Here is a 23,936-nt window from a genome sequence, read left to right as displayed (position 1 = left end):
CATGGTATTGACGCGTCGAATCCTCATCCAGATGGCGATTTTCATCGTCATCGCGCTCACGGCGCTTGCCGTCATGCTGTTCGGCTACATGCGGGTGCAGGACATGGCCGGCATCGGGCAGTACACCGTGAAGCTGGAGCTGCCGGAGACGGGCGGGTTGTATCCCCGAAGCAATGTCACCTACCGCGGCGCGCAGGTCGGCACTGTCGACAGTGTCAACCTGACCAATACCGGTGTGCAGGCGGTCCTTTCGCTGGATTCCAACGTCAAGATCCCCGCCGACCTCAAAGCCGAAGTGCACAGTGTGTCGTCGGTGGGCGAGCAGTATGTCCAACTGGTTCCACAAAGCGGTAGCGGTCCGTCGTTGAAGGACGGCGACGTGATCGCCGCGAACCGCACGACGGTGCCGACAGACATCAACAAGGTCTTGACGGACACCACCCGTGGCCTGCAGGCGATTCCGCAGGAAAGCCTGAAGACCGTCGTCGACGAGGCGTACGTCGCGGTTGGCGGTCTCGGCCCCGAGCTGCGCCGGCTGGTCAACGGCAGCACCACACTGGCGATCGACGCGCGCAAGAACCTCGACCCGCTGACCACGCTGATCGATCAGTCCAAGCCGGTGCTGGATTCGCAGACAGACACCGCGCCCTCGATCCAGGCCTGGGCGTCGAACCTGGCGAGCATCACGGGTCAGCTGCAAAGCCAGAACCCGGCGGTGGCCGGGATCCTGGAGAACGGTCCGGGGGCTGCCGACGAGGTCCGTGCGTTGTTCGACCGGCTGCAGCCGACGTTGCCGATCGTGTTGGCCAACCTGGTCAGCCTCGGCGACGTGGCCGTCACGTATCAGCCAAGTCTCGAGCAGCTGCTCGTGCTGCTGCCTCAGGGCACCGCGGTCACTCAGGCCGTCGGCGTGCACAAGCGCAACACCAAACAGGACTACATGGGCGACGCCCTGACCTTCAACCTCAACCTGATGATCCCTGCGCTGCCGCAGCCGATCCCGTTGCCGCCGCAGCAGTTGCCGCCGCCGTGCACCACCGGTTTCCTGCCTGCCCAGCAGCAGCGAGTGCCTACGTTCCAGGATTACCCCGACAGGCCGCCGGGCGATGTGTATTGCCGAGTCCCTCAAGACGCGCCGTTCAACGTGCGCGGTGCCAGGAACCTGCCCTGCATCACCGTGCCTGGCAAACGTGCGCCCACGTGGCAGATGTGCGAAAGCAATGAGCACTACGTGCCCCTCAACGACGGTTACAACTGGAAGGGCGACCCCAACGCAACCCTGTCCGGGCAGGCTGTTCCGCAGTTGCCACCGGGGTCGCCACCTGCACAAGCAGCTCCGCCGCCGGGTCCGGCCCCACCGCCAATAGCGGCCGCCGAGTACGACCCAGCCAACGGCACGTACGTTGGACCGGACGGGCGTGTGTACACACAGTCCAACCTGGCAAACGGTGCCAAAGAGGAGCAAACATGGCAGACGATGCTGCTGCCCCCGACGGGGAGCTGAGCGAGTCGACCGCCACCGAGGAGACATCCGGCGTCGCCGAGCCCGAGTCGGGCGGCAGCGAAGTCTCGGACGCGGTCGCGGCCGACGAAGCCACCGATGACGCGACGGAAGCGGCCGACCAACCTTCGGACGAAGAAGCCGCGCCGGCCAAGGCGCCGATGTCGCACGTGCGGCTGGCGATGATCACCGGACTGGTCCTGGTGATCGCACTCGCAGGGTTGACGGGCTGGTTGGGATTCCGCGCTTACCAGTCGCATCAGTCCGATGAACAACAGAAGCTCTTCCTGTCCGTCGGGAGGCAGGGGGCGTTGAACTTGACGTCGATCGACTGGCAGCATGCCGACGCCGACGTTCAGCGCATCCTTGACTCCGCGACGGGCACGTTCTACGACGACTTCCAGAAGCGCGCGCAGCCGTTCCTGGAAGTCGTCAAGCAGGCACAGTCCAAGTCGGTCGGCACCATCGCCGAGGCGGGCCTCGAGCCGCAATCCATCACTGCCAACGGTGCTCAGGTGCTCGTTGCGGTGACGGTCAAGACGTCCAACGCCGGTGCGCCCGAGCAGGCGCCGCGCTCGTGGCGGATGCGGATCGCGGTGCAGAAGGTCGGTGAGGACGCCAAGGTGGCCAACGTGGAGTTCGTGCCATGAGTAACCACAGCCAAGACCAGACCACAGAAGAAGAGACCACTGTGCCTTCCGACATGGAGACTGAGCAGGTCGAGGACGCCGAAAAGACTGACGAGTCAACGGAAGCCGCTGACGAGTCAACGGAAGCCGCTGAACCGGAGAAGCCCAAGCGGCGGATTCAGTGGGCACGGGTATTCGCGTTCGGTGTGCTGCCTGCGATAGCGCTGCTGCTTGCGCTGGGCGCGGGATACCTGAAGTGGATGGACAATTCGGTGCGCAACGACGAGTCCGCGCGCGATGAGTCGATCAAGGCAGCCAAGGACAGCACGGTCGCGATGCTGTCGTACAAGCCCGACACCGTCGAGCAGCAACTCAACGCAGCGCGCGATTTGTTGACCGGTTACTTCCGCGACTCGTACACCTCGCTGACGCATGACGTCGTGATCCCTGGCGCCAAGCAGAAGCAGATCTCTGCGGTGGCAACGGTTCCCGCGGCGGCATCCGTCTCCGCGAGCCCCCGCCATGCCGTGGTGCTGGTGTTCGTGAACCAGACCGTGATCGTCGGTCAGGACGCGCCGACCGACACGGCGTCGAGCGTGCGGGTGACGTTGGACAAGCTCGGTGATCGCTGGCTGATCTCCAAGTTCGACCCAGTGTAGCGGTGGCCGAACTCCAGTGGCTCGACGTCGCGGCGCCGACCGTGCATTTGCGCGCGTTGATGTGGGGCCCGGCCGATGCGCCAATAGCGTTGTGCCTGCATGGTTTTCCTGATACCGCATACGGGTGGCGCAAGGTGGCGCCCGCTCTGGTGGGCGCGGGGTGGCGGGTGGTGGCGCCGTTCATGCGCGGCTACGCGCCGTCGTCGCTGCCGTCGGATGGCAGTTATCACGTCGGCGCGTATATGGATGACGCGCTGCGGGTGCTGCAGGCCGCAGGGCCGACCGGAAACGACGTGGTGATCGGTCACGACTGGGGAGCCATCGCGGGTGCCGGGCTTGCCGCGATGCCGGACACTCCGTTCACGAAGGCTGTGATCATGTCGGTGCCGTTCAGCGCCGCGTTCCGGCCGTTCGGTCGGATTCCGCAAGCGGGCCGGCTGGCCGCGAAGCTGCCGCGCCAGTTGCTTCTCAGTTGGTACATCGCCTACTTCCAATTGCCTTGGCTGCCAGAACGTTCCGCGTCGTGGGTGATACCACGGCTGTGGCGGAAGTGGTCACCGAGCTACCGCGCCGACCAGGATCTGCGCTACGTCGACGATTCGATCGGTTCGCCTGAGCGGTGGCGTGCCGCGCTCGGGTTCTACCGCGCCACCGTCCGTGGCACCCGGGCGCCAGCGCAGTACGCAGAGCTGAACAAGCATTGGCTGGATGCGCCGCGCCTGCCGACGCTGTATCTGCACGGCACCGATGACGGCTGCAGCGAGGACTACACGCCGTGGATCGAGCGGGTGCTTCCTGGGGCGAGTGATATCGCGCTCATCACCGATGGCGGGCACTTCCTGCAGCTCGATCAGCCCGAGGTCGTCGCACGACGCATCGTTGATTTCATCGCACGGGCATAGCCGGCAGCTGCGACCCCCGCGCAGCTTGCAATGGCACTTCCACTTTTGCCACCGGTCTTACGACTTCTTCAGCCCGGGGTGGTTGCGCGCGACAAGCCGCGTGAGCATTCCCCGCGGCGAATGGTGATTGACCACCGCCGCGATCCGGTTGGCCGCGCCGGGAATGATCACGCCCTTGCCGGAGGCGAGCCCCTTGACCGCGGCCTTGGCCACCGCGTCCGGCGTCTGCCACAGGAACTTCGGCAGCGTCTTTTCTGTTTCCTCGTCGGCGATGCCGTACGACTCGAGGAACCCGGTGTACACCGGCCCCGGGCACAATGCACTGGCGGTAACGCCCGTGCCGCGCAATTCTTCTCGCAGCGCCTGGGTGTAGGACAGCACGAACGCTTTGGCCGCGCCGTACGAGGCCTGACCCGGCACCGGACCGAACGCGCCGACCGATGCGACATTGAGCACCGCACCGCGGCCGCGCTTGACCATCGCGGGGACAAACCGGCAGCACAGGTCGACCACCGCGGCGACGTCGACCTCGACCAGATTGAGTTCGGCTGCCGGATCGGACTCGGCGATCGGGCCCAGCGTGGCGAGGCCCGCGTTGTTGATCACGACTTCCGTCACCAACCCAAGCGCGGCCACCTGATCGGGCAGGGTCGCACGCTCGTCGCGGTTCGAGAGATCGACCGGCAACACGTGGACCAGCCCACCCAACTCTTCTGCGATGTCGCGCAGGCGCTCGGCGCGGCGCGCCACGAGGACCAATCGGTATCCGCGACGGCCGAATTCGCGGGCGATCTCTTCGCCGATACCCGACGACGCGCCGGTAACTACGACGGCGCCGTCGTCGCGTGTAGGCGGAAGCATGGCCAGACAATAGCCTGGAAGCATGATGGTCCGTCGGCTCTCGGCGGTCGATGCGCAAACGTATTGGATATCGGCCAAGATCCCGAACGATGCGTTCCTGCTCTACGCCTTCGCGGGTGAGGTCTCCGACCTCGAGCGTGCGCTGGACGTGATCCGCCGGCGGGCGTGGGCATGCCCCGAGTTGAGGCTGCGCATCGAGGACGGCAATCCGCTGCGCTATCCCGCGTGGGTGACGAGCCAGGTGGGGCCCGACCAGTTCGTCGTGCACGATCTCGCCGACAACAGCTGGGCCGGCTGCCTGGCCGCCGTCGCGGCGTTGGCCGAACACCAACTCGAACCTCGTCGCATGGCGTGGCGGCTCCATGTGTTCACGCCCGTCGATGGGGTGCCCGGCGGGGGCGTCGGGGCCGTGGCGGTGCTGCAGGCCGCTCATGCGCTCGGCGACGGTATCCGCTCGTCCGCCTTGGCGGCCTGGTTGTTCGGCCGCGGGGAACAGGTGCTGCCCGTGCCGGCGCCGCCGCCCTTTCGTGGCGCAGCCCTGCCGTGGCGCAGCTACCGCGCCGCCCGCTCACATCGACAGTTGGTCCGCGACACCGACGCGGGACTGGTTCCGCCGCAGGCAGATTCGCGACCGCTGTTACGCAGCAACACGCGGCCCGACGGTGTACGCAGTATCCGCACGCTGGTCCGGATCCGCGCGCAGCTGGCCGGCCCGACCGTGACGGTCGGCGTGCTGGTGGCGGTGTCCACCGCGCTAGCGGAGCACCTACGTGACCTTGGTGACGACCCGTCGACGCTGGGCGCCGAGGTGCCGATGGCGAATGCTGGTGCCCGCAAGGCGAACAACCACTTCGGCAACGTCGGCATCGGGCTGTATCCCGAACTCGACATCGACGCGCGTACCGCCCGGATCGTCGACGATATGGCCGACCGCCGACGCAGGGCCGCACATCCGGCGATGCTGGCTGCCAGCCGGGCCTCCGCAGCGGTACCCGCACCGCTATTACGATGGGGCGTCAAGCAATTCGACCCGACGCTGCGATCACCGAACGTCACCGGAAACACCGTCGTCTCCAGCGTCAACCGTGGACCGGCCGACCTGCATTTCGGTGGCTTGCCGGTGGTGTTGACCGCGGGGTATCCGGGGCTGTCGCCGATGATGGGCCTGACGCATGGCGTGCACGGCATCGGCGACACCATCGCGGTCAGTGTGCACGCCGCGGCGTCAGCCATCGGTGACGTCGACGCCTATGTGGCGCGGCTCGAAAACGCGTTGCGCAGGGGCTAGCCGCGCAGCAAGCCGAAGGCCCAATTGGTGCCGAAGCCGCGGCGCAGCGCCAGGTGGACCCACACCAACGCATACGGCTCGAGCAGCCGGGCCAGTGTGAGGTCGCCTGCGTCGACCGCCTCAAAGCCCAGCTGTGTCACCAGGTCGGTGGTGACTTGCTTGGCAGCGTCATCGTCGCCGCAGACGAACATGACTGGTGCGCTTGGTAATTGGGGATGATCCATCATCGGCGCCCCGATTTGATTCATCGCCTTGCACACCCGCGCGCCCGGCGCCCAGGCCGCGACCTGCTCGGCGCCCGACGTGGTGTGCCCGACCTCCAGTGCAGTGAAATCCGGGCTGAGCGGGTTGGTGCAGTCGATGAGCAGCTTGCCGGTGAGGTCGCCGCACGCCTTGACCGCTGCCTCGGTGCCCTGCCACGGCGTGCACAGCACGACGACATCGCTGGCCACCGCGGCCCCATCGTTGGTCGAGGCCGGCGCATCGAGGTCGGCGTGCTTGGCGTCGTCGGGGGAGCGGACGCCGTAGGTGATGTCGTGGTCGGCGCTCCATGCTCCGCCGAGTGCGCGTCCGACGTTGCCTGCTCCGATGATCGCGATCTTCATTGGCGCTACGCTACGGCCGAGGACAGACACCTAGAAGTACGCACTTTGAGGTGAGCTACTGACCGGGAGGTGGGTATGGACGATCGGTTCGGCTGTCCGGTGGAGGCCACCCTCGCGGTCATCGGCGGCAAGTGGAAGGCCGTGCTGATCTTCCACATGATGCATACGGGGCCGCACCGCTTCGCCGAACTCAAGCGCAAGACGACGGGAATCAGCGACCGCGTGCTGACCCGTCAACTGCGCGAGCTGGAGACCGACGGCATTGTCCGCCGCGAGGTGTTCGCCGAAGTGCCTCCGCGCGTCGAGTACTCGCTGACCGAATACGGTCAGTCACTGAAACCGGTGACCCAGGCGATGTGCACGTGGGGCAAGCGCCATATGGCAGCTGGCGTGGCCTAGCCCGTTAGGCGCTGCGCAGCGACTCGATTCCGACATCCAGCGCCGACTCGAGATAACTGAGGTCGCCGGTGGCCAGCAGCACGGCCACCCCGCCCTGGATCCCGGAGAGCAGTGCGGCGGCCACCCGGTCGGCGTCGAGCCGGGCATTGACCTTGTCCTGCAACTGCATGTGCCGTACGCCCGCCGCAATCTCGTCGTGCCACCGCCGCATCAGCGCCGCCGTTACCGCCTGAGCACCAGGTGTGCTGCGACCGATCTCTGTCATCAGCACGCCAAGCGGGCAATGCTGGCCCTGTCGCTGGTAGCGGTCCACGACGGCATCACGCCAGCGCTGCCAGGCCGCCCACGACGTCAGCTCGCCCAGATGCGGCTGCTGTTCGTCGAGCACCATTTGCGCCTCGTGCTCGGCGACCGCGAGCAGCAACTGTTCCTTGCCTTCGGGGAAGTAGTGGAACAGTTGACTTTTGGAGGTCTGCGTGCGCGCCCGAATATCGTCGAGCGTGGCAAGGGCGAGGCCGTTCTCGCGAATCTCCGCCGCCGCGCCCTCGATGATGCGCTGTCGTGTCGCTCGGCCCTTGGGCGTCAGTTTCTGGACTTGCAGGTCCATTTTTGCGAGCGTACCAGTGGAGCCATGAGTCCACAGATTGAGCGGCTGGCAGGCCGCACGGCACTGGTTACTGGTTCCACGGGCGGCCTCGGGGTTGCGATTGCCACGGCATTGGCGGCGGAGGGCGCGTTCGTCATCGTCAGCGGCCGCGACAAGGCCCGCGGCGACGCGGTCGTCGCCGACATCCGATCCGCAGGCGGCGCCGCGGAATTCGTCGCCGCCGACATGGGCGCGGGGAAGGACGAGGTGCGCCGGCTGGCTGAACAGGCCACCGTTACGGCGGGTGGACGGATCGACATCCTGATCAACAATGCCGCGATGTTGCTGATGCCGGCGCCGACCGCCGAAGTCTCTGAAGACCTCCTGCGAGATGCCTTCGCGGTCAACGTGTTTGCGCCCTTTCTACTGACGGGAGTGCTGGCGGCCGCGATGGTGCAGCGGGGTGAGGGCGCGATCGTCAACATCGGGTCGATAGCCGGCCTGCGCGGCATGGCGGGCTCTGCGGTCTACAACGCCAACAAGGCGGTGATGCACTCGTTCACCCAGGCGTGGGCCGACGAGTATGGCCCGTCGGGCGTCCGGGTCAACGCCGTCGCGCCTGGGCCGATTGCGACTGAACGCCAGGGGGAGTTCGCCGATCACACCGCGCCGCTGCTGGCCCGCCTGCCATCGAGGCGGATGAGCACCCCCGCCGAGGTTGCGGCCGCGGTGCTATTTCTGGCCAGCGACGACGCCGCGAACATCCACGGAACCGTGCTCAGTGTGGACGGGGGCTGGTCGGCCGTTTAACACATGGCTTAGATTTTGTTGCATGACTGACCACACGGCCATCGACACCGGACTGCTGATTCTTCGGGTGGTGCTGGGTCTGACCATGGCCGCACACGGCTACAACAAATTTTTCGGTAAGGGCGGGCTGAAGGGCACCGCGGGCTGGTTCGACAGCATGGGGATGAAGCCGGGCATCTTCCACGCCCGGATCGCGGCGACCACGGAGATGTCGGCGGGGCTCGGTCTGGCGGCCGGCTTGTTGACGCCGATCCCCGCGGCGGGCTTCGTCGCGCTGATGTTGGTCGCGGCGTGGACCGTGCACCGACCCAACGGCTTCTTCATCGTCAAGGAGGGCTGGGAGTACAACCTGATCCTCGCGGTGTCGGCGGTCGCGGTCGCGACGATCGGGGCCGGCAAGTTCAGTCTTGACTACGCGTTGTTCCGAACGACGGGGCTCTATGACTTCCTGCACGGCTGGTGGGGTCTGCTGATCTCGGCTGGCCTGGGGCTCGCCGGTGGCATCGGGCAGTTGGCGATCTTCTACCGGCCGCCGGCGAAATCCGAAGCCTAAGCCAGGGCGAGCAGCACATCGGCCAGAACAGCTGGCCGAGAGTAGAACGGCGAGTGGTCGCCGGCTAAAGGCATTCCGCTCAGTTAGAACACGTTCTAGTCTGATGCGTCATGGGGTTTCTCAAGCAGGACGCACCCGTCGTCGATTACGAACAGTGGAGTAAGGGCACTCGCGCCGAGAAGATCGTGCCGATGGCGCGGCACTGGGCCGAGGTGGGCTTTGGTACGCCGGTCGTGCTGCACCTGTTCTACGTCGTCAAGATCCTGCTCTACATCCTCGGCGGCTGGTTGTTTGCACTCGCGACCAAGGGCATCGATGGCTTCACGAACGTCACGTCGTGGTATGCCGAGCCGATCGTGTTCGAGAAGGTCGTCCTGTACACGATGCTGTTCGAGGTGATCGGGCTCGGCTGTGGGTTCGGCCCACTGAACAACCGGTTCTTCCCGCCGATGGGTTCGATCCTGTACTGGTTGCGGCCCAACACCATTCGGCTGCCTCCGTGGCCGACTCGAGTGCCGCTGACCAAGGGCACCACCCGCACGCCCTTCGACGCCGTGCTGTACGGCGCGTTGGTCGTGATGCTCGTGGTCGCGCTGTTCTCCGACGGTACTGGGCCGGTCCCGGCGTTGGGTACGACGGTGGGCGTGCTGCCGATGTGGCAGATCTGGACAATCCTCGGTCTGCTGGCAGTGCTCGGCCTGCGCGACAAGGTGATCTTCCTGGCCGCGCGCGGCGAGGTATACGCGTCGTTCACGGTCGCGTTTCTGTTCGCGGGCTACGGAGTCGACATGATCATCGCGGCCAAGCTGGTGTGTCTGGTGATCTGGCTGGGCGCGGCGACGTCCAAGCTGAACAAGCACTTCCCGTTCGTCATCTCGACGATGATGAGCAACAACCCGGTGTTTCGCCCGCGGATCATCAAGCGAATGTTCTTCGAGCACTTCCCAGATGACCTGCGGCCCGGCCGGCTGTCGCGGTGGCTCGCACACTTCAGCACCGCGATCGAGGGGCTGGTGCCGCTGGTGTTGTTCTTCTCCCACGGCGGCTGGCCGACGGCGATCGCCGCGTTCATCATGCTGTGCTTCCACTTCGGCATCCTGTCGTCGATACCGATGGGCGTGCCGCTCGAGTGGAACGTTTTCATGATGTTTTCCGTGCTGGCACTGTTCGTCGGCCACGCTGGGGTGGGCTTGGGTGACATGACGACGCCGCTGCCGGTGCTGTTGTTCATCGTCGTCGCCGGCACCGTCGTCATCGGAAACCTGTTCCCGCGCAAGGTGTCCTTCCTGCCGGGCATGCGGTATTACGCGGGCAACTGGGACACCGGATTGTGGTGCGTCAAGCCGTCGGCGGCGGAGAAGATCGAGAAAAACATCGTGTCGATCGCGAGCATGCCGCAGGCCCAGATGGAACGGTATTACGGCAGCCCGGAGACCGCGCAGATGTACCTCTATATGGGATATGCGTTCCGCGCCTTCAACACTCACGGTCGTGCGATGTTCACGCTCGCGCATCGGGCGATGGCGGGTCAGAACGAGGACGACTACGTGCTGACCGACGGCGAGCGGATCTGTTCGACAGCCATCGGGTGGAACTTTGGCGACGGCCACATGCACAACGAACAACTGATCGAGGCCCTGCAGGAGCGCTGCCATTTTGAGCCGGGGGAGATTCGCATCCTGCTACTGGACGCCCAGCCGATCCACAAGCAGCGACAGGAGTACCGGCTCGTCGATGCGGCCACCGGCGAATTCGAAAGGGGCTACGTGAAAGTCGCCGACATGGTGACACGGCAGCCGTGGGACGACACGGTCCCCGTGCACGTGACATGGGAGAAGAACCGCGCCGATGCAACCTGACCCAGTCGTTGTCTGGGTCGACGAGACCGGTCAGGTGGACAGCGACCTTGGGCCGGTCGACCGGAACTGCGTTGTGCGAGTGATCAGCGGGCACTGTCCGGATCGGCAGCAGTGCGTCCTGCTGTATCGGGCACCGGGCCCGCGGCTCCTCTATGGCAGCGAGCTGATGTCGGAGCTTGACGACGAAAGAGGGATCTATCTCGAGACGCACGCCAAGCACCTCGAGGACGAACTGATCTCGATCTCGGTCGACCATGTCGGACCCTGCGGCCATCCCGGCTGTTGGCGGTATCGGCTGTTGCCGATGCGGTGGAAGACGGCGGACGGACTCGCGGAAACCGCTACGCAGCTTGCGGTCTGGCCGGACTAGGGGGCACATGCCAAAGTGCCCAGCTCTGAACGACTTTGTCGCTACCGACGACTTTGTCGCCAAGAGCTGGGCATTTTCGTAACCACTCACCCCGGGACGGCGCAGGCCCTAGCCCATCACGTCGCGGACCTTGACGGTCTCGAGTCCATCCAGCATGAGGCCGCGGGCGACGTCGAGATGCTTACGCCAGTGCGCCTCCGCGGCCGCCCCGTCGCCTGCACGCAACAACTTCATCAGGCGTGCATACGAGCGCATCAACTTGTCGTAGTCGGCCTTGGATACCGGCCGATTCTCCTTGAAGACGAACGCGGTGTGGCGCACGGTGATCTCGTGCAACATGCCTGCCATGATGGCGAGCGTCGCATTGCCGGAAAGCTCCACCATCCGGCGATGGAAATCGCCGGTCGTCTCGGCCAGCCGGCCCGACTGCCAGCCCGACGGAATCTGCTCGGCCACCATCTTGTCCAGTTCGTCGAACGCCTCAGCATTCCCGGATTCCGCGAGCAGTCGCGCCGCCATCGGCTCGATACCCGCCTGGGCCACCATGACATCGGCGATGGTGGCACCCGTCAGTTCGAGCAGCAGGCCCGCAGGCCGCGCCACGATCTCAGGGCCGGGCACGCGGACGCGGGCGCCGGTACGCGACCCCCGTCGCACCTCGACCAGCCGCTCGGACTCCAGCACGCGGACCGCCTCGCGCAACGTCGGCCGGCTGACACCGAAGTGGGCCATCAGCTCAGCCTCGTTCGGCAGGAAGTCTCCGTCCTTGAGCTGACCATCCACGACCATGCGACGCAGCGTGCCCGCTACCAGCTCAGCCGTCTTCGGCGAGCGGACCGCAGCGCCCGTTCCGCCGACGCCGTCAGGGCCGATCATCGGCGCCAGCGGTGTGCTTCGCGTCACAACTTCTCCCAAACAGTGTTTCCCCGAGCTATGCAACTCAGTAAACCATGTCGGAGAGGCTCGGACCGGCATGAACGTCCGGCCACAGCCTACCAACCAGTAGGTTGACCTAGTAAACCTTGTTGTTCTACCTTCGGGGAAACACACATTCAAAGGAGCAGTGTCATGGCTGAAGCCGTCATCGTCGAGGCCGTGCGGTCGCCCGTCGGCAAGCGCAACGGCGGGTTGTCGGGTGTGCATCCCGGCGAGCTGTCCGCGCAGGTGCTCAACGGCTTGGCCGAGCGCACCGGCATCGATCCAGCGATCGTCGACGACGTCATCTGGGGCTGCGTCATGCAGGCGGGCGAGCAGGCCCTGGACATCGCCCGCACCGCGGTGCTCGCGGCGGGTTGGCCCGAGAGCGTGCCCGGCGTGACCGTCGACCGGCAGTGCGGCTCGAGCCAGCAGTCCATCCACTTCGCCGCGGCCGGTGTGGTGGCCGGGCACTACGACGTCGTGGTGGCCGGCGGTGTCGAGGTGATGTCGCGGGTACCGATGGGCTCATCGCTGGCCAACGGCGGCCACCCGTACCCCGAGGCATTCCGCAACCGTTACAGCCAGACCCCGAACCAGGGCATCGGCGCCGAGATGATCGCGGAGCAGTGGGGCTTCGACCGCACCATGGTCGATCAGTTTTCGCTTGGCTCACACGAGAAGGCCGCTGCCGCACAGGATTCCGGTGCGTTCGACGACCAGATCGTGGCAATCAAGGACCAGGACGGCAACCCGGTACTCAAGGATGAGGGCATCCGCCGCGGTACCACCATCGAGAAGATGGCCGGACTGAAGCCGGCGTTCAAAGAGGACGGCGTGATCCACGCGGGCAACTCATCGCAGATCTCCGACGGGTCGGCTGCGCTCCTGTTCATGTCCGCCGAAAAGGCGAAGTCGTTGGGCCTCAAGCCGATTGCGAAGGTGCACACCGCGGTGCTGGCCGGCGCCGACCCGGTGATCATGCTGACGGCGCCGATCCCCGCCACCCAGAAAGCGCTGAAGAAGTCAGGCCTGTCGGTCGACGACATCGGCGTGTTCGAGGTCAACGAGGCGTTCGCGCCCGTGCCGCTGGCGTGGTTGAAGGACATCGGCGCCGACGAGAAGAAGCTCAACCCCAACGGTGGCGCGATCGCTCTTGGCCATCCGCTCGGCGGTTCCGGCGCCCGCATCATGACCACGATGCTGTACCACATGCGCGACAAGGGAATTCAGTACGGCCTGCAGACCATGTGCGAGGGTGGCGGCCAGGCCAACGCCACCATCATCGAGCTGCTGTGACCTCAGACGTGCAAGCCCCCGCCGCTCTCACCGAGCGGCGGGGCAACGTCCTGATCATCACGATCAACCGGCCCGAGGCCCGCAACGCGGTCAACAGTGCTGTGAGTACCGCCGTGGGGGATGCGCTGCAGGCTGCGCAGGACGATCCGGAAGTACGCGCAGTCGTCATCACCGGTGCTGGTGAATCATTCTGCGCCGGAGCCGATCTCAAGGCGATCTCCCGTCGCGAGAATCTGTTCCATCCCGACCACGGCGAGTGGGGCTTCGCGGGATACGTGCACCACTACATCGACAAGCCGACCATCGCCGCAGTCAACGGAACCGCGCTCGGCGGCGGCTCAGAGTTGGCGCTCGCCAGCGACCTCGTCGTGGCCGAGGAACGCGCGAAATTCGGTCTGCCGGAAGTGAAGCGCGGCCTGATCGCCGCTGCGGGCGGAGTGTTCCGCATCGTCGATCATCTGCCACGCAAGGTGGCAATGGAGCTGATTTTCACCGGCGAGCCGATGTCCTCCGCCGACGCGCTCAAGTGGGGGCTGATCAATCAGGTCGTGCCCGACGGCACCGCGGTCGAGGCGGCGCTTGCACTCGCCGAACGGATCACGTGCAATGCGCCGCTGGCGGTGTGGGCGAGCAAGCGCGTCGCGATGGGCGTCGATGAGGGCGTGATCACCGGCGACGAGGCCGGCTGGGAAAGGACCATGCACGAAATCGGGACGCTGATTCGTTCCGAGGACGCGAAAGAAGGACCGCTGGCGTTTGCGGAGAAGCGCCAGCCCGTATGGAAAGCCAAATAGTGATGAAACGCCTGGTATTCGAACCCGAACACGAGCAGCTGCGGGAGACGGCGCGCCAATTCTTGGAGAAGGAGTGCGCACCCCACGTCGAGAAATGGGAGAGCGAACGCCTCGTAGACCGTGAATCCTACGTGGCCGCAGGCAAATACGGCCTGATCGGGTTCAACATGCCCGAGGAGTACGGCGGCGGGGGCGTCGACGACTTCCGGTTCAACGCCGTTATCGTCGAAGAGTTCTCGAAGTTCGGCGCCGCAGCGCCTGGCCTGAGCCTGCAGAACGACATCGTCGGCCCGTACTTCGCATCGCTGGCCACCGACGAACAGAAGGAACGGTGGCTGCCCGGCTACATCACCGGTGAGCTCATCGGCGCGATCGCGATGACCGAACCCGGGGCAGGCAGCGACCTGGCCGGCATCAAGACGTCGGCAGTGCGCGACGGTCACGACTGGATCCTCAACGGCTCCAAGACATTCATCTCGGCGGGCATCAACAGCGATCTCGTCATCGTCGTCGCCCGGACCGATCCCGAGGCGGGTCACAAGGGCTTCTCGCTGCTGGTCGTCGAGCGCGGCATGGAGGGCTTCGAGCGCGGACGCAAGCTCGACAAGATGGGCCTGCACTCCGCCGACACCGCCGAACTGCACTTCGATAACGTGCGGGTACCCGGCACCAACCTTCTCGGCGAGGAGGGCAAGGGGTTCTACCACCTGATGCACAACTTGCCGTCCGAGCGGTTGTCCATCGCGATCGCCGCGGTTGCCGGTGCGCGTGAAACCTGGCGCGAGACACTGCAATACGTCAAGGACCGCAAGGCGTTCGGTCAGCCGATCGGCAGCTTCCAGCACAACCGGTTCCTGATGGCCGAGATGGACACCGAGCTCGAGATCGCCGAGCAGTTCATCGACCGCTGCCTGCGCGCCGCCGTCGACAAGGAGCTGACCGCGGTCGAGGCGTCAAAGGCCAAGTGGTGGTGCACCGAGCTCAACAAGCGCGTCGTGGACAACTGCGTGCAGCTGCACGGCGGGTACGGCTACATGAACGAGTACAAGGTCGCCCGCGACTACGTCGACGTCCGGATCCAGACGATCTTCGGCGGCACGACCGAGATCATGAAGGAGATCATCGGCCGCGACCTCGGCCTTTAACCGGCCCGGCCGGCGTGGCCGTTAACCGGCCCGGCCGGCGTGGCCTCTAGCCCGCCGGCGGCGGCGCTGCCGCCGAGGTCGTGGTCGTCGTGGTCGTCGTGGCGCTGGTGCCGGTCGGGGTGACCGGCTCCGGGGCCTGCGCTGGATCCAGCACCTTGTCGATGATGTAGATCCGAGCGTTGTTGGCCTGGATGCCACCGCAGACGACCTTGGCCGAGTCGTTGACCTTGATGTCGCCGCCCTTGCCGGTCACCTTGATGTCCGCACCCTGCTGCGTGGGCCGCTGACCCTTCAGATCGTCAGGGCCGAGCAGGCCGAGGAAGGCGTGGTAGTAGTCGAGCTTGTACAGCGCCGCCGGGTCGGCCTTGAGGGCATCGAGCTGGCCGGGCTCCATCGCGGCGAATGCGTCGTTGCTGGGTGCGAACACCACGTACGGGCCGCCGTCGAGCACCGAGAGGATGTTGACCGAAGGATTGGCCTGGCCGGAGATCAACGAGTTGAACGTCGTGATTTCCGGGATGCTGGCCAGCACCCGGCTGACGGGCTGCTTGGCAAAATCCTTCCACGCCGGCAGCTCTGCCTTGAACGCATCACAGCCAGAGCCCTGGGGGTCGGGGATCGGCGCAACAGGCGTCGAGACGTCCGTCGGCGGCGGGTCGGCGTACGCATTGCCGGTGAACGGCGCGTTGAGCGCGAACGGCACCGATGCGGCGATCGCGGCAATCCCGGCCGCGGCTCCCAGGCCCTTGCTGGTGCGAGTCTTCAATGTCGGCTCCTTCGTCAGGTCGCATCGCATGTTAAGGGCAGCGAAGGCCCAATTCCAAAGTCGTTCCGACGACCCGATTACGTTACAGCGGAGCTGACCTGCGATTTCCGGACTTGGCCACACAGCAGCGCCGCGACGAAACACAGACCTGCGGCGACGTAGAACGCCATGTCGTAGTTGCCCTGCACATCCCGTAGCCGGCCGGCCCCTGCCGCGGCGATCGCCGCGCCGAGCTGATGCGAGGCGAACACCCAACCGAACACGACGGGGGAGCGCGTACCGAAGTAGTTGCGGCACAGCACGATCGTCGGCGGGACCGTCGCGACCCAGTCCAGGCCGTAGAAGATGACGAACACCCACGTGCTGGGCTCGGCCTGCGGCGAGAGCAGCGCCGGAAGCAGCAGCAGGGAGACGCCGCGGCCGGTGTAGTAGACGACCAGCAGCAACCGCGGGTCGACGCGGTCGGTCAGCCAGCCGGAGAACACGGTGCCTGCGACGTCGAGGATGCCGATGGTGGCCAGCAGCCCGGCCGCGACTGTGGTGGGCATGCCGTGGTCGTTGGCGGCGGGGATGAAGTGCGTGCCGATCAATCCGTTCGTCGTCATCCCGCAGATTGCGAAGCTGCCCGCCAGTAGCCAGAAGGCGGGCACCCGCGCGCCGACCCTCAAGCCGTCGAAGGCGGCATTGAAACTCGACGCGGGCACAACTGCTGGCGCACTTACGGTCGCTCCGTAGGCCGTTAAACCCTTGTCCTGTGGGTAGTTTCGCATGAACACGAGCACTAGCGGGACCACGCTGAGCGCCGCAGCGGCGACGATCAACGACGCCCACCGCCAGCCGTGCTGTGCGGTCACCTCGGCGACGATCGGCAGGAAGATCAACTGTCCCGTCGCGCTGGCCGCCGTCAGCACACCGGTGACGAGGCCGCGGCGCGCCTCGAACCAGCGCGTCGCGACGGTTGCGACGAAGCCCATCGAGATCGAGCCTGTGCCGACGCCGACCAGCACACCCCACAGCAGCACCAGCTGCCAGCTCGCCGTCATCGTCACGCTGAGCGCTGACCCGGTCGCGATCAGCAGCAGCGCCACCGACAGCACAGGCCGCACACCGAACCGGTCCATCAAGGCCGCTGCGAACGGCGCGGTCAGTCCGAACAGCGTCATGTTGACCGACATCGCCAGCCCGACCACCCCGTGCGACCAGCCGAACTCGTGGTGCAGCGGGTTCATCATCACGCCGGGCACCGAGCGGAAGCCCGCGGCGCCGAGGATCGCGATGAAGCTGACGGCGGCCACCACCCAAGCCCAATGAATCCGGGCCAACGGCGTGCGTTTCTGTGCGGCGGTGAGCGTCACCGGATCACTGTCGCGGATCCGCTGGGCCGCGACTAGTGGCATGAATGACACCAATCATCAAAAACATGCCAAAATGGCCGCATGCATCGCATCACTGTCCTGTTGTTGGCCCCCGTGGTGGGCTTCGATGCGGCGATCCCGCCCTTGCTGTTCTCGAACGCGATAGACCTCAACGGCAACGGGCTCTACGAGGTCGTCACGTGCGGGCTCACGCTGGGACCCGTGACGGCGACGACGGGCTTCGCGGTGCTGCCGGCCGCGGGCGCCGAGGCGCTGGAGACCGCCGACACGGTCGTCATCCCCGGCACGCGGTTCCCGCCTGCCCGGACCGAGGGAGTGCTGACGCGTGAGGTGGCCGATGCGTTGGCGCGGATTCGGCCGGGCACCCGGTTGGTGTCGATCTGCACCGGTGCGTTCATTCTTGCCGCGGCTGGATTGCTCGACGGACGCCGCGCGACGACGCACTGGAAGTTCGCCGGCGACATGCGACGACTGCATCCGCGGGTGCTTGTCGACGAGAACGTGTTGTTCGTCGACGACGGCGACGTGCTCACCTCGGCCGGCCTCGCTGCGGGAATCGACTTGTGCCTGCACATCATTCGATCCGATCACGGTGCACAGGTGGCCAACGCGGTGGCCAAGTACTGTGTCGTGCCGCCGTGGCGAGAAGGCGGGCAGGCGCAGTTCATTGATCGGCAAGTGCCTGCGCCGGACCACTTTTCGACGGCGCCGACGCGGGAGTGGGCGCTGCAACGCCTCGACGAAGAGCTCACGGTGCAGCGGCTGGCACGGCACGCGAAGATGAGCGCCCGCACGTTCAACCGTCGGTTCCGCGAGGAGACGGGACAGTCGCCGGGGGTGTGGATTCGCCAGCGTCGGATCGACCGTGCGCGCGAACTGTTGGAGTCGCGCGATCTACCCGTCGACGAGGTCGCGCGGCTGTCTGGTCTCGGAACGGGCGGCAACCTACGTCACCACTTGCGCCGCGGCGTGGGCATGTCGCCGTCAAGCTATCGCAAGGTGTACCAAGGCGCTTAGTCGTCGGGCAGCACGGCCGCTACCACACTCGCCAGGTCCTCCGCTGTTTGGCGGAACGTGTCCGTCCCGCAACTGGCGTGTACCAACGCTCCGATCAACCCGAACTCCAAAATCTCGGCGACCTCCGGCCAAGCCCCGGATCGCAGCGCGGTCCGCACCCGCCGCTGCAGCTCTCCGTGGATACGCTGCCTGCTCGTGCGCACGGAGGGTTCGTCGCTGATCAACGCACTGGAACAGGCTGCCGCGAGCCCCGGCTCGTCCGCCAGCAGCATGACAAGCTGTGAGAACTGTGTGGCGATCCGAGCCCGTGCGGGCTCGGATGCGTCGACGTTCAATGGCGCGGCACGCAACCTCGCGAGGTAGATCTCGGCGAGAATTGCGTCGGTCGACCGGAAGTGCGCGCGGATCTCTGCGTGAGAAACACTCGCCCGCCTGGCGATCGCCCGCATCGTGATCTTCGAATGCGGTGCGTCCCGCAGCAGCTCGACAGTCGCATCCCTAACTCGGCGTGCGGTTTCGTCGTCCGCACGTGTGCGGTCGTCGTATGCCCGCAGGTAAATGACGTCAGCCATTCGAGTCAGTCCTCAACAGATCGGCCAGCGCGACAGCGAGGTCGTGGAAGCCCGACTCGATCGAATACGTCTTGTCCACAGTCCAATTGACGATGCCGCCCGTCAGCGCGCCCGCAATGATGTCGGCAAGCGTCTGGGCATCGTGCCGGACGCTCACCTCACCGCGTGCCACGCCTTCCTTGACGAGCCCGAGAAAAGTCTCGTGCAGGGCGAAACCACGCTGAATGCCGTACCCCGCCGCGGCCAGCAGTTCGGCGATCAACTCGCGGTAGGTATCACCTGACTTGCCCAGAGTCGCCGCGATGTCGTCGAACAGGCCGATCACCCGATCGGGGATCGGCTCGTTCGCGCGGTCGAAGACGACGTCGCGCAGGTTGAGAAGGCGCACCTCGGCGAGCGCGCGCATCATGTCGTGCCGCGTGGAGAAGTGGTTGAAGAATGTTCGATTCGCGACGTCTGCGCGCTCGCAGATCTCCTCGATGGTGGTTGCCGACACGCCCTGATCGAGAAACAGGTCGAATGCCGCGCCGAGGATCCGGTCGCGCACCTCCTGCTTGCGGCGGTCCATCCTGTTCATGCGCAGAGCCTCTCCGACAAATTCCGCAGCTCGACCGCCCGCGCCTCGTCCACCGCGTACGGGGCGACATCGTCGCGAATCCCGCAGTCCGCCAGGTAGACCGACCCTGTTTCGGCAAGCTTCGGGCTGACTGCCGCCCACACTTGGGTGGCCGCACCATGCTCTGGCGTGGTGAAGTCGCGAAGGACGTCGACGCGCTTGGTGTCGGGCACCGCCGGCGTGAAGGTGGTCAAGCTGGCGAAGTCGTCACGCCTCATGTGGCGAGCCAGTGACGTCGCGACGACGCCGGGATGCACCGCGTAAGCCCGCACCCCGCGGCCACGCAGCCGCCGGTCCAGGTCGACCATGTGTAGGACATTCGCGGTCTTCGACGCGCCGTAGGCGGCGAACTTGTCATACTCACGCCGCTCCCAGTTGGGGTCATCGAGGTCGATGTCGCTCATCCTGTGCCCGTCTGACGACAGGATCACGATGCGGGCCCCCTCTGTAAGCAGCGGTGTCAGCAGCCGGGTCAGCGCGAAGTGCCCGAGATAGTTTGTACCGAGCTGGATTTCGAAGCCGTCGGAGGTTCGGCTGAATGGGGTGAACATCACCCCGGCGTTGTTCATCAGTACGTGAATCCGCGGAGCGAGGTCCCGTATCGCCGCCGCCGCGGTCCGCACACTGGGAAGGCTGGTGAGGTCCAATTCGACCGTCGATGTCACCGCGTCGGGGACCTCGGCGTGAATCCACGTCTGCGCGTCGCGCAGGGCGGCCGCATTGCGGGCGGCGAGGATGACGTGCGCGCCTGTCGTGGCGAGGGCGCGGGCGGACTCACGACCAAGGCCGGCCGAGGCGCCGGTGATGACGCACGCCTCGCCCGTCATGTCGACGCCGTCGACGATCTGAAGTGCTGTAGCTGTTGCCGTCACGCCTGTGCCGCCGCTTCGCCCAGCCGCCATAGTGGTGTCACCACGTCAGGATCGCACGCCTCCTCGACGATCCACTTGCACATCCGTCGCATCGGCTCGATGGCGTCCTGCGGCGCGGCGATCGGAACGCTGCACGCGTAGCCGAGAGTTGTCAGCCGCTGCGCTCCGAACAGCGGAAGCGTGTCGCGCAGTTGGTGTTTCAGGGATTCTGGATAGATCCCAATCGTTTGCGTGTACGCGGTCACCGCCTCGGTGACCTTGTCGATGCTGTCGACCGGCACGATGTTGGCGACCCGACCGGACAGCATGGCCGAGTAGTCCACGGGGGAGTCGAACTGCGACACGATGATCGCGCCTTCGCGATGGTCGCCGCCGATTACCCGATACCAGTCGTCGGTCAGCCGTGACGCCTCGACGTGGTCGTAGAGCTCCCGGCTCGGGTACAGCGGCGGCGTGCTGATGAACGACGGCAGGTGGGTCAGCTCCTCGTAGATCATCTCGCCGAGCTTGTTGGCGTTGGCGATGCCTGCGGCGTCAGTGCCGCTCATCACATAGATGACGCGAGCGTTGGCGCAGCCTTCCTGATTGGCCACGCCGATGTCGACGGCGGCGCAGCGCGCCACCTCGCGCATGGTTTCGTCATCGCTGAACGCCTGGTGCCCGATGATCGTCGCGCTGCGTTTGGGATCGAGGGCGATCATCTCCAGCCCTGGTTGAATGTAGCGCGTGACGTGCTTGACCGAGGCGAAACCACCCCAGGCGACGATCTTTTCGATGTGTTCCGGCCGATACAGCGGTTCCTCGACGGCGACATCGCCACCCTTCCAGTACCCAACCGCGAGGTGTTTGGTGATCGGGTGGTCCGGAGCCAAGTCGGCGAGCGTGCGCGCGATAGCGATCGCTGTCAGCGGGTCGTTGGACGGCGCCTTGATGATCGCATCGCAGCGGGTGATCACCGAGCGCAGGATCGTCACCGCCGACACCAGGCCACCGTTGCCCGCGGGGATGTGCAGCACCCGCGACCCGAAAGCGCGCACCCGCAATTGCCGTCCGTCGCTGAGGGTTTGGCCGACCCAGCTGTTGAGGTAGTCGAGCCCGACCTGGTTGTCGGCGATTTCGAGCACGTTCGCGCGTGAGAAGAGCGGCGGCAGGATCTGGTAGCTGTTCTTCAGCATCTCCGGCGGCAGAGCGTTCGCGACCAGAGCGGCCTCGTAGGCTTCGTGAAGATGCGTGTTGCTCTCGAAGTCGAGCGCCCTGCCCAAAGCCTCTAGGAAATCCAGGATTTCGTCGAAGGGCAGCTCGTTGAGATCGGACATCGCCAGCGGACTCGGTAGTGGCAGGCGGTGGACGTGCCGCGCCATATCGGGCGCCTCGAACTGGGTGCCGCCGCCGCGGGTGCCGAACGACACCAGGTCGTCGGTGATGACCTCACCGCGCAGGAAGAGCGGAACGGTGAATGAGCTGCTCATGATTCGAATGCCTTCATGAAGTTGACGGCCTCGTTGTGCACCTCGTGGGTGGCCGCACAGGTGATTCGGTCGTCGTCGACGCCCCGTTTCTCGCTGTATCGGATGATGTCGTGTTCGAACGCGATGCTGCTCTGGCCGCACGGGCACTTCAGATCCCAATCGATGGTCACCTCGTCGCCGGAGATCACTCCGCCCCAATGTGCCTTGAGCAGAAGGTCGTACACCGCGGCGCGGCCGGTCTGTCTGCCGGTGCGGGGCAGCGGTTCGCTGGTGTCGGGGTCCAGCACGAAGGGAATCACCCACGGCTGCACGTGGTAGCGACCCTCGCTGCAGCCCCAGTGGAATGCGCTCTGCTCGGAGAACCCGTAGCCTTCCTGGATCCGCTCGACGCCGAGAAACTCACCGATGACGTCCATGTAGTTGTCGGGAAGAACGAATCCCTTTGTCCCACCACCCGTCAGGATCGCCGAGTCCTTGGCGAACACGTCTTTGATGCAGCGCTCGAGGCCGGCCTTGGCCACGTCGTACATCAGGTTGTATGTCCCGATCATGAAAACCCGCTTGCCGCGCAGCTTCTCGGTGATGGTAGTGAAGAACCTGTCGAGATCCTCCGGCTGACGGGCCTGCATCGCGATGAACTCTTCCTTGCGGGCGGCCAGTGCCGGGTCGATCACCAGCCGGTCCAGTTCGCCACGCGAGGCGGCGGCGCGCATCTTCGACGCCAGGAACATCAGGTCGGTGTCGATGGCGTCCGGGTACAGCGCATGGAACTTGCTCTCGTCGCCACCGGTGAAGCCGTGCTTGATCATGTTGGCGATGCGCAGATGGCCGAGCTTGCCCTTGGCGTAATTGGGCCAGATGACGTCGACGGCCGGGTTGAGCTCGTCGTAGGTCGGTTCGTTGCCGAACGTCTGGAACAGGCAGATCTTCCACAACACCATGCCTTCGCGCGCTCCGTGCTTATCCTTCGGGATGATCGACAGGGTCCCGGTGGTGCCGCTGGACGTGATGACTTCCAGCGGCGTCTGCTCGTCGAGGCGATCGATCCACTCGTCGATGCTGTTGCAGCCGTCGGTGTCAACCGCGGACAAGTCATGGCTGGTCAGCTTGTCGAGCCATTTCGTCATCAGGTCGAAGCGCTTGTTGTCGATCAGCGCGGCCGGATAAGACTTGAACGCCGTATGCGAAAACATCAGCGGTACAACGTCGTTGAACGCACATACGTCTCTGACGCCCAACCGGTCGGCCAACTTGCGCACCATCTCGATGCTCTGGGCGTGCTGCTGGAATCGGATAGCCATCGCCTGACGTTGCAGGTCCTCCAACTCGTCACGAGCGATGCTGTGCATCTGGGTCAACGACTCGCCGAAAAACGTGATCGGGTCGTCCATGAAGTGTTCAACCGTGCGGGTGGACTGCGTTGTCGCCATGGTTGGGCACACTACGAGGGTTTGCAGTCAACTGCAATAGTGTATTAGACTGCAATATCAGCAATGAACATCGGGTGAATACGATGTCCGGCATGCCTCAGCCACTGATCCTGCCCATCCGCGGGCGCGCACCCCAGCTACACGACGAGTCGTGGGTTGCGCCGACCGCGAGTGTGATCGGCCAGGTCACGCTGGCCGCGGGGGCGAGCGTCTGGTACGGCGCGACCCTGCGGGCGGAGGCCGAACCAATCGAGATCGGCTTCGGCGCGAACGTCCAGGACGGCGCGACAATCCACGTCGACCCGGGGTTTCCGGCCCGGATCGGCGCCAATGTGAGCGTCGGGCACAACGCCGTTCTGCACGGCTGCGATATCGAGGATGGCTGCCTCATCGGGATGGGAGCGGTGATCCTCAACGGCGCCAAGATCGGCGCGGGGTCGCTGATCGCCGCGAGCGCATTGGTGCTGCAGGGGGTGGTGATCCCGCCACGATCGCTGGTGGCAGGTGTGCCGGGCAAGGTCCGTCGTGAACTGTCAGAGGCCGAGGTCGCGCACAACAGGAACAACGCGCAGGTCTACCAGGCAATGACCGAGCTGCACCGCGAGGCCATCGGCTAATTCCTCACTGGCGCAAGCCCTCTGGC

General features: G+C 65.6%; 26 protein-coding genes. 15 read left to right on the top strand and 11 right to left on the bottom strand.

What is annotated here, in order from left to right; translation table 11 throughout:
• Position 1 precedes the first annotated feature (1 nt).
• From MYCSM_RS24135 to MYCSM_RS24120, 4 genes are read left to right on the top strand one after another with little or no spacing between them, the layout of a single operon-like run.
• Positions 2-1,504, top strand: coding sequence for an MCE family protein (locus MYCSM_RS24135; protein WP_015308791.1), 1,503 nt, complete (start codon positions 2-4; stop codon positions 1,502-1,504).
• Complete coding sequence (locus MYCSM_RS24130) at positions 1,468-2,151, top strand: hypothetical protein (protein ID WP_015308790.1); 684 nt, start codon at positions 1,468-1,470, stop codon at positions 2,149-2,151. The genes MYCSM_RS24135 and MYCSM_RS24130 overlap by 37 nt, the downstream gene beginning before the upstream one ends.
• Positions 2,148-2,789 (top strand): hypothetical protein, encoded by a 642-nt coding sequence (locus tag MYCSM_RS24125; protein WP_015308789.1) that lies wholly within the window; start codon positions 2,148-2,150, stop codon positions 2,787-2,789. Before MYCSM_RS24130 ends, MYCSM_RS24125 begins: the two co-directional genes overlap by 4 nt.
• Before the next feature lie 2 nt (positions 2,790-2,791).
• Entirely contained in the window at positions 2,792-3,691 is a 900-nt protein-coding gene (locus MYCSM_RS24120; RefSeq protein WP_015308788.1) for an alpha/beta fold hydrolase, read from the top strand.
• Positions 3,692-3,748: 57 nt separating this feature from the next.
• On the opposite strand, the gene MYCSM_RS24115 is transcribed toward MYCSM_RS24120, so the two are convergent.
• Positions 3,749-4,552, bottom strand: coding sequence for an SDR family NAD(P)-dependent oxidoreductase (locus MYCSM_RS24115; RefSeq protein ID WP_015308787.1), 804 nt, complete (start codon positions 4,550-4,552; stop codon positions 3,749-3,751).
• A 22-nt stretch (positions 4,553-4,574) separates the two neighbouring features.
• Here MYCSM_RS24115 and MYCSM_RS24110 point away from each other — a divergent pair, with 22 nt between their 5' ends.
• A complete protein-coding gene (locus tag MYCSM_RS24110; RefSeq protein ID WP_041312612.1) occupies positions 4,575-5,840 on the top strand; it encodes a WS/DGAT domain-containing protein in 1,266 nt (421 codons plus the stop codon).
• On the opposite strand, the gene MYCSM_RS24105 is transcribed toward MYCSM_RS24110, so the two are convergent.
• Positions 5,837-6,445: an NADPH-dependent F420 reductase gene (locus MYCSM_RS24105; protein ID WP_015308785.1), complete on the bottom strand. Its 609-nt coding sequence runs from the start codon at positions 6,443-6,445 to the stop codon at positions 5,837-5,839. The two genes, MYCSM_RS24110 and MYCSM_RS24105, sit on opposite strands and share 4 nt — an antisense overlap.
• Positions 6,446-6,520: 75 nt before the next feature.
• Between MYCSM_RS24105 and MYCSM_RS24100 the strand changes: the two genes are divergently transcribed.
• On the top strand, positions 6,521-6,844 hold the full coding sequence (locus MYCSM_RS24100) for a winged helix-turn-helix transcriptional regulator (protein WP_015308784.1): 324 nt from the start codon (positions 6,521-6,523) through the stop codon (positions 6,842-6,844).
• A gap of 4 nt (positions 6,845-6,848) precedes the next feature.
• Here the strand turns inward: MYCSM_RS24100 and MYCSM_RS24095 are convergent, their stop codons facing one another.
• Positions 6,849-7,451, bottom strand: a complete 603-nt coding sequence (locus MYCSM_RS24095; protein ID WP_015308783.1) for a TetR/AcrR family transcriptional regulator — start codon at positions 7,449-7,451, stop codon at positions 6,849-6,851.
• Positions 7,452-7,475: 24 nt separating this feature from the next.
• On the opposite strand from MYCSM_RS24095, the gene MYCSM_RS24090 reads away from it, so the two are divergent.
• The 4 genes from MYCSM_RS24090 (at position 7,476) to MYCSM_RS24075 (ending at position 11,022) form a co-directional block, all read left to right on the top strand.
• Positions 7,476-8,240 (top strand): SDR family NAD(P)-dependent oxidoreductase, encoded by a 765-nt coding sequence (locus MYCSM_RS24090; protein ID WP_015308782.1) that lies wholly within the window; start codon positions 7,476-7,478, stop codon positions 8,238-8,240.
• Positions 8,241-8,262: 22 nt separating this feature from the next.
• Positions 8,263-8,793 carry a DoxX family protein gene (locus MYCSM_RS24085; RefSeq protein WP_015308781.1) on the top strand — a complete coding sequence of 177 codons (531 nt, stop codon included), beginning with the start codon at positions 8,263-8,265 and terminating at the stop codon, positions 8,791-8,793.
• A gap of 110 nt (positions 8,794-8,903) precedes the next feature.
• Positions 8,904-10,652, top strand: a complete 1,749-nt coding sequence (locus MYCSM_RS24080; protein WP_015308780.1) for a DUF3556 domain-containing protein — start codon at positions 8,904-8,906, stop codon at positions 10,650-10,652.
• Positions 10,642-11,022: a hypothetical protein gene (locus MYCSM_RS24075; RefSeq protein WP_015308779.1), complete on the top strand. Its 381-nt coding sequence runs from the start codon at positions 10,642-10,644 to the stop codon at positions 11,020-11,022. Before MYCSM_RS24080 ends, MYCSM_RS24075 begins: the two co-directional genes overlap by 11 nt.
• A 108-nt stretch (positions 11,023-11,130) precedes the next feature.
• Here the strand turns inward: MYCSM_RS24075 and MYCSM_RS24070 are convergent, their stop codons facing one another.
• On the bottom strand, positions 11,131-11,925 hold the full coding sequence (locus MYCSM_RS24070; protein WP_015308778.1) for a FadR/GntR family transcriptional regulator: 795 nt from the start codon (positions 11,923-11,925) through the stop codon (positions 11,131-11,133).
• 165 nt (positions 11,926-12,090) lie between these two features.
• On the opposite strand from MYCSM_RS24070, the gene MYCSM_RS24065 reads away from it, so the two are divergent.
• From MYCSM_RS24065 to MYCSM_RS24055, 3 genes are read left to right on the top strand one after another with little or no spacing between them, the layout of a single operon-like run.
• The gene (locus MYCSM_RS24065) at positions 12,091-13,236 is read left to right on the top strand and encodes a thiolase family protein (RefSeq protein ID WP_015308777.1); all 1,146 of its coding nucleotides are present in this window, start codon (positions 12,091-12,093) and stop codon (positions 13,234-13,236) included.
• On the top strand, positions 13,233-14,030 hold the full coding sequence (locus tag MYCSM_RS24060; RefSeq protein WP_015308776.1) for a crotonase/enoyl-CoA hydratase family protein: 798 nt from the start codon (positions 13,233-13,235) through the stop codon (positions 14,028-14,030). The genes MYCSM_RS24065 and MYCSM_RS24060 overlap by 4 nt, the downstream gene beginning before the upstream one ends.
• A 2-nt stretch (positions 14,031-14,032) precedes the next feature.
• The gene (locus MYCSM_RS24055; RefSeq protein WP_015308775.1) at positions 14,033-15,175 is read left to right on the top strand and encodes an acyl-CoA dehydrogenase family protein; all 1,143 of its coding nucleotides are present in this window, start codon (positions 14,033-14,035) and stop codon (positions 15,173-15,175) included.
• 46 nt (positions 15,176-15,221) lie between these two features.
• Here the strand turns inward: MYCSM_RS24055 and MYCSM_RS24050 are convergent, their stop codons facing one another.
• Together MYCSM_RS24050 and MYCSM_RS24045 are read right to left on the bottom strand one after the other, a co-directional pair.
• Positions 15,222-15,941, bottom strand: coding sequence for a fasciclin domain-containing protein (locus MYCSM_RS24050; RefSeq protein ID WP_051073938.1), 720 nt, complete (start codon positions 15,939-15,941; stop codon positions 15,222-15,224).
• Between the two features lie 77 nt (positions 15,942-16,018).
• Positions 16,019-17,338 (bottom strand): MFS transporter, encoded by a 1,320-nt coding sequence (locus MYCSM_RS24045; RefSeq protein ID WP_015308773.1) that lies wholly within the window; start codon positions 17,336-17,338, stop codon positions 16,019-16,021.
• A 39-nt stretch (positions 17,339-17,377) separates the two neighbouring features.
• Here MYCSM_RS24045 and MYCSM_RS24040 point away from each other — a divergent pair, with 39 nt between their 5' ends.
• Complete coding sequence (locus MYCSM_RS24040; protein WP_015308772.1) at positions 17,378-18,334, top strand: GlxA family transcriptional regulator; 957 nt, start codon at positions 17,378-17,380, stop codon at positions 18,332-18,334.
• On the opposite strand, the gene MYCSM_RS24035 is transcribed toward MYCSM_RS24040, so the two are convergent.
• From MYCSM_RS24035 to MYCSM_RS24015, 5 genes are read right to left on the bottom strand one after another with little or no spacing between them, the layout of a single operon-like run.
• Positions 18,331-18,906 (bottom strand): TetR/AcrR family transcriptional regulator, encoded by a 576-nt coding sequence (locus MYCSM_RS24035; RefSeq protein ID WP_015308771.1) that lies wholly within the window; start codon positions 18,904-18,906, stop codon positions 18,331-18,333. The two genes, MYCSM_RS24040 and MYCSM_RS24035, sit on opposite strands and share 4 nt — an antisense overlap.
• Positions 18,899-19,483 carry a TetR/AcrR family transcriptional regulator gene (locus MYCSM_RS24030; RefSeq protein WP_015308770.1) on the bottom strand — a complete coding sequence of 195 codons (585 nt, stop codon included), beginning with the start codon at positions 19,481-19,483 and terminating at the stop codon, positions 18,899-18,901. The genes MYCSM_RS24035 and MYCSM_RS24030 overlap by 8 nt, the downstream gene beginning before the upstream one ends.
• On the bottom strand, positions 19,480-20,394 hold the full coding sequence (locus MYCSM_RS24025; RefSeq protein ID WP_015308769.1) for an SDR family NAD(P)-dependent oxidoreductase: 915 nt from the start codon (positions 20,392-20,394) through the stop codon (positions 19,480-19,482). The genes MYCSM_RS24030 and MYCSM_RS24025 overlap by 4 nt, the downstream gene beginning before the upstream one ends.
• Entirely contained in the window at positions 20,391-21,863 is a 1,473-nt protein-coding gene (locus MYCSM_RS24020; RefSeq protein ID WP_015308768.1) for an acyl-CoA reductase, read from the bottom strand. Before MYCSM_RS24020 ends, MYCSM_RS24025 begins: the two co-directional genes overlap by 4 nt.
• On the bottom strand, positions 21,860-23,293 hold the full coding sequence (locus MYCSM_RS24015; protein WP_015308767.1) for a hypothetical protein: 1,434 nt from the start codon (positions 23,291-23,293) through the stop codon (positions 21,860-21,862). The genes MYCSM_RS24020 and MYCSM_RS24015 overlap by 4 nt, the downstream gene beginning before the upstream one ends.
• An 83-nt stretch (positions 23,294-23,376) precedes the next feature.
• Here MYCSM_RS24015 and MYCSM_RS24010 point away from each other — a divergent pair, with 83 nt between their 5' ends.
• Positions 23,377-23,910: a gamma carbonic anhydrase family protein gene (locus MYCSM_RS24010; protein WP_015308766.1), complete on the top strand. Its 534-nt coding sequence runs from the start codon at positions 23,377-23,379 to the stop codon at positions 23,908-23,910.
• Positions 23,911-23,936: the final 26 nt, after the last annotated feature.

The organism is Mycobacterium sp. JS623 (genome assembly GCF_000328565.1).
Taxonomy (GTDB): domain Bacteria; phylum Actinomycetota; class Actinomycetes; order Mycobacteriales; family Mycobacteriaceae; genus Mycobacterium.
Note: the sequence above shows the minus strand (reverse complement) of the source record. Positions and strands in the feature narration are given on the sequence as shown.

Excerpts from the sequence above, each read along its gene's own strand:
- MYCSM_RS24135 (WP_015308791.1), top strand. The coding sequence starts at position 2 with ATGGTATTGACGCGTCGAATCCTCATCCAGATGGCGATTTTCATCGTC.
- MYCSM_RS24130 (WP_015308790.1), top strand. The coding sequence starts at position 1,468 with ATGGCAGACGATGCTGCTGCCCCCGACGGGGAGCTGAGCGAGTCGACC.
- MYCSM_RS24125 (WP_015308789.1), top strand. The coding sequence starts at position 2,148 with ATGAGTAACCACAGCCAAGACCAGACCACAGAAGAAGAGACCACTGTG.
- MYCSM_RS24115 (WP_015308787.1), bottom strand. The coding sequence starts at position 4,552 with ATGCTTCCGCCTACACGCGACGACGGCGCCGTCGTAGTTACCGGCGCG.
- MYCSM_RS24110 (WP_041312612.1), top strand. The coding sequence starts at position 4,575 with ATGATGGTCCGTCGGCTCTCGGCGGTCGATGCGCAAACGTATTGGATA.
- MYCSM_RS24105 (WP_015308785.1), bottom strand. The coding sequence starts at position 6,445 with ATGAAGATCGCGATCATCGGAGCAGGCAACGTCGGACGCGCACTCGGC.
- MYCSM_RS24100 (WP_015308784.1), top strand. The coding sequence starts at position 6,521 with ATGGACGATCGGTTCGGCTGTCCGGTGGAGGCCACCCTCGCGGTCATC.
- MYCSM_RS24095 (WP_015308783.1), bottom strand. The coding sequence starts at position 7,451 with ATGGACCTGCAAGTCCAGAAACTGACGCCCAAGGGCCGAGCGACACGA.
- MYCSM_RS24090 (WP_015308782.1), top strand. The coding sequence starts at position 7,476 with ATGAGTCCACAGATTGAGCGGCTGGCAGGCCGCACGGCACTGGTTACT.
- MYCSM_RS24085 (WP_015308781.1), top strand. The coding sequence starts at position 8,263 with ATGACTGACCACACGGCCATCGACACCGGACTGCTGATTCTTCGGGTG.
- MYCSM_RS24080 (WP_015308780.1), top strand. The coding sequence starts at position 8,904 with ATGGGGTTTCTCAAGCAGGACGCACCCGTCGTCGATTACGAACAGTGG.
- MYCSM_RS24075 (WP_015308779.1), top strand. The coding sequence starts at position 10,642 with ATGCAACCTGACCCAGTCGTTGTCTGGGTCGACGAGACCGGTCAGGTG.
- MYCSM_RS24065 (WP_015308777.1), top strand. The coding sequence starts at position 12,091 with ATGGCTGAAGCCGTCATCGTCGAGGCCGTGCGGTCGCCCGTCGGCAAG.
- MYCSM_RS24055 (WP_015308775.1), top strand. The coding sequence starts at position 14,033 with ATGAAACGCCTGGTATTCGAACCCGAACACGAGCAGCTGCGGGAGACG.
- MYCSM_RS24045 (WP_015308773.1), bottom strand. The coding sequence starts at position 17,338 with ATGCCACTAGTCGCGGCCCAGCGGATCCGCGACAGTGATCCGGTGACG.
- MYCSM_RS24040 (WP_015308772.1), top strand. The coding sequence starts at position 17,378 with ATGCATCGCATCACTGTCCTGTTGTTGGCCCCCGTGGTGGGCTTCGAT.
- MYCSM_RS24035 (WP_015308771.1), bottom strand. The coding sequence starts at position 18,906 with ATGGCTGACGTCATTTACCTGCGGGCATACGACGACCGCACACGTGCG.
- MYCSM_RS24030 (WP_015308770.1), bottom strand. The coding sequence starts at position 19,483 with ATGAACAGGATGGACCGCCGCAAGCAGGAGGTGCGCGACCGGATCCTC.
- MYCSM_RS24020 (WP_015308768.1), bottom strand. The coding sequence starts at position 21,863 with ATGAGCAGCTCATTCACCGTTCCGCTCTTCCTGCGCGGTGAGGTCATC.
- MYCSM_RS24015 (WP_015308767.1), bottom strand. The coding sequence starts at position 23,293 with ATGGCGACAACGCAGTCCACCCGCACGGTTGAACACTTCATGGACGAC.
- MYCSM_RS24010 (WP_015308766.1), top strand. The coding sequence starts at position 23,377 with ATGTCCGGCATGCCTCAGCCACTGATCCTGCCCATCCGCGGGCGCGCA.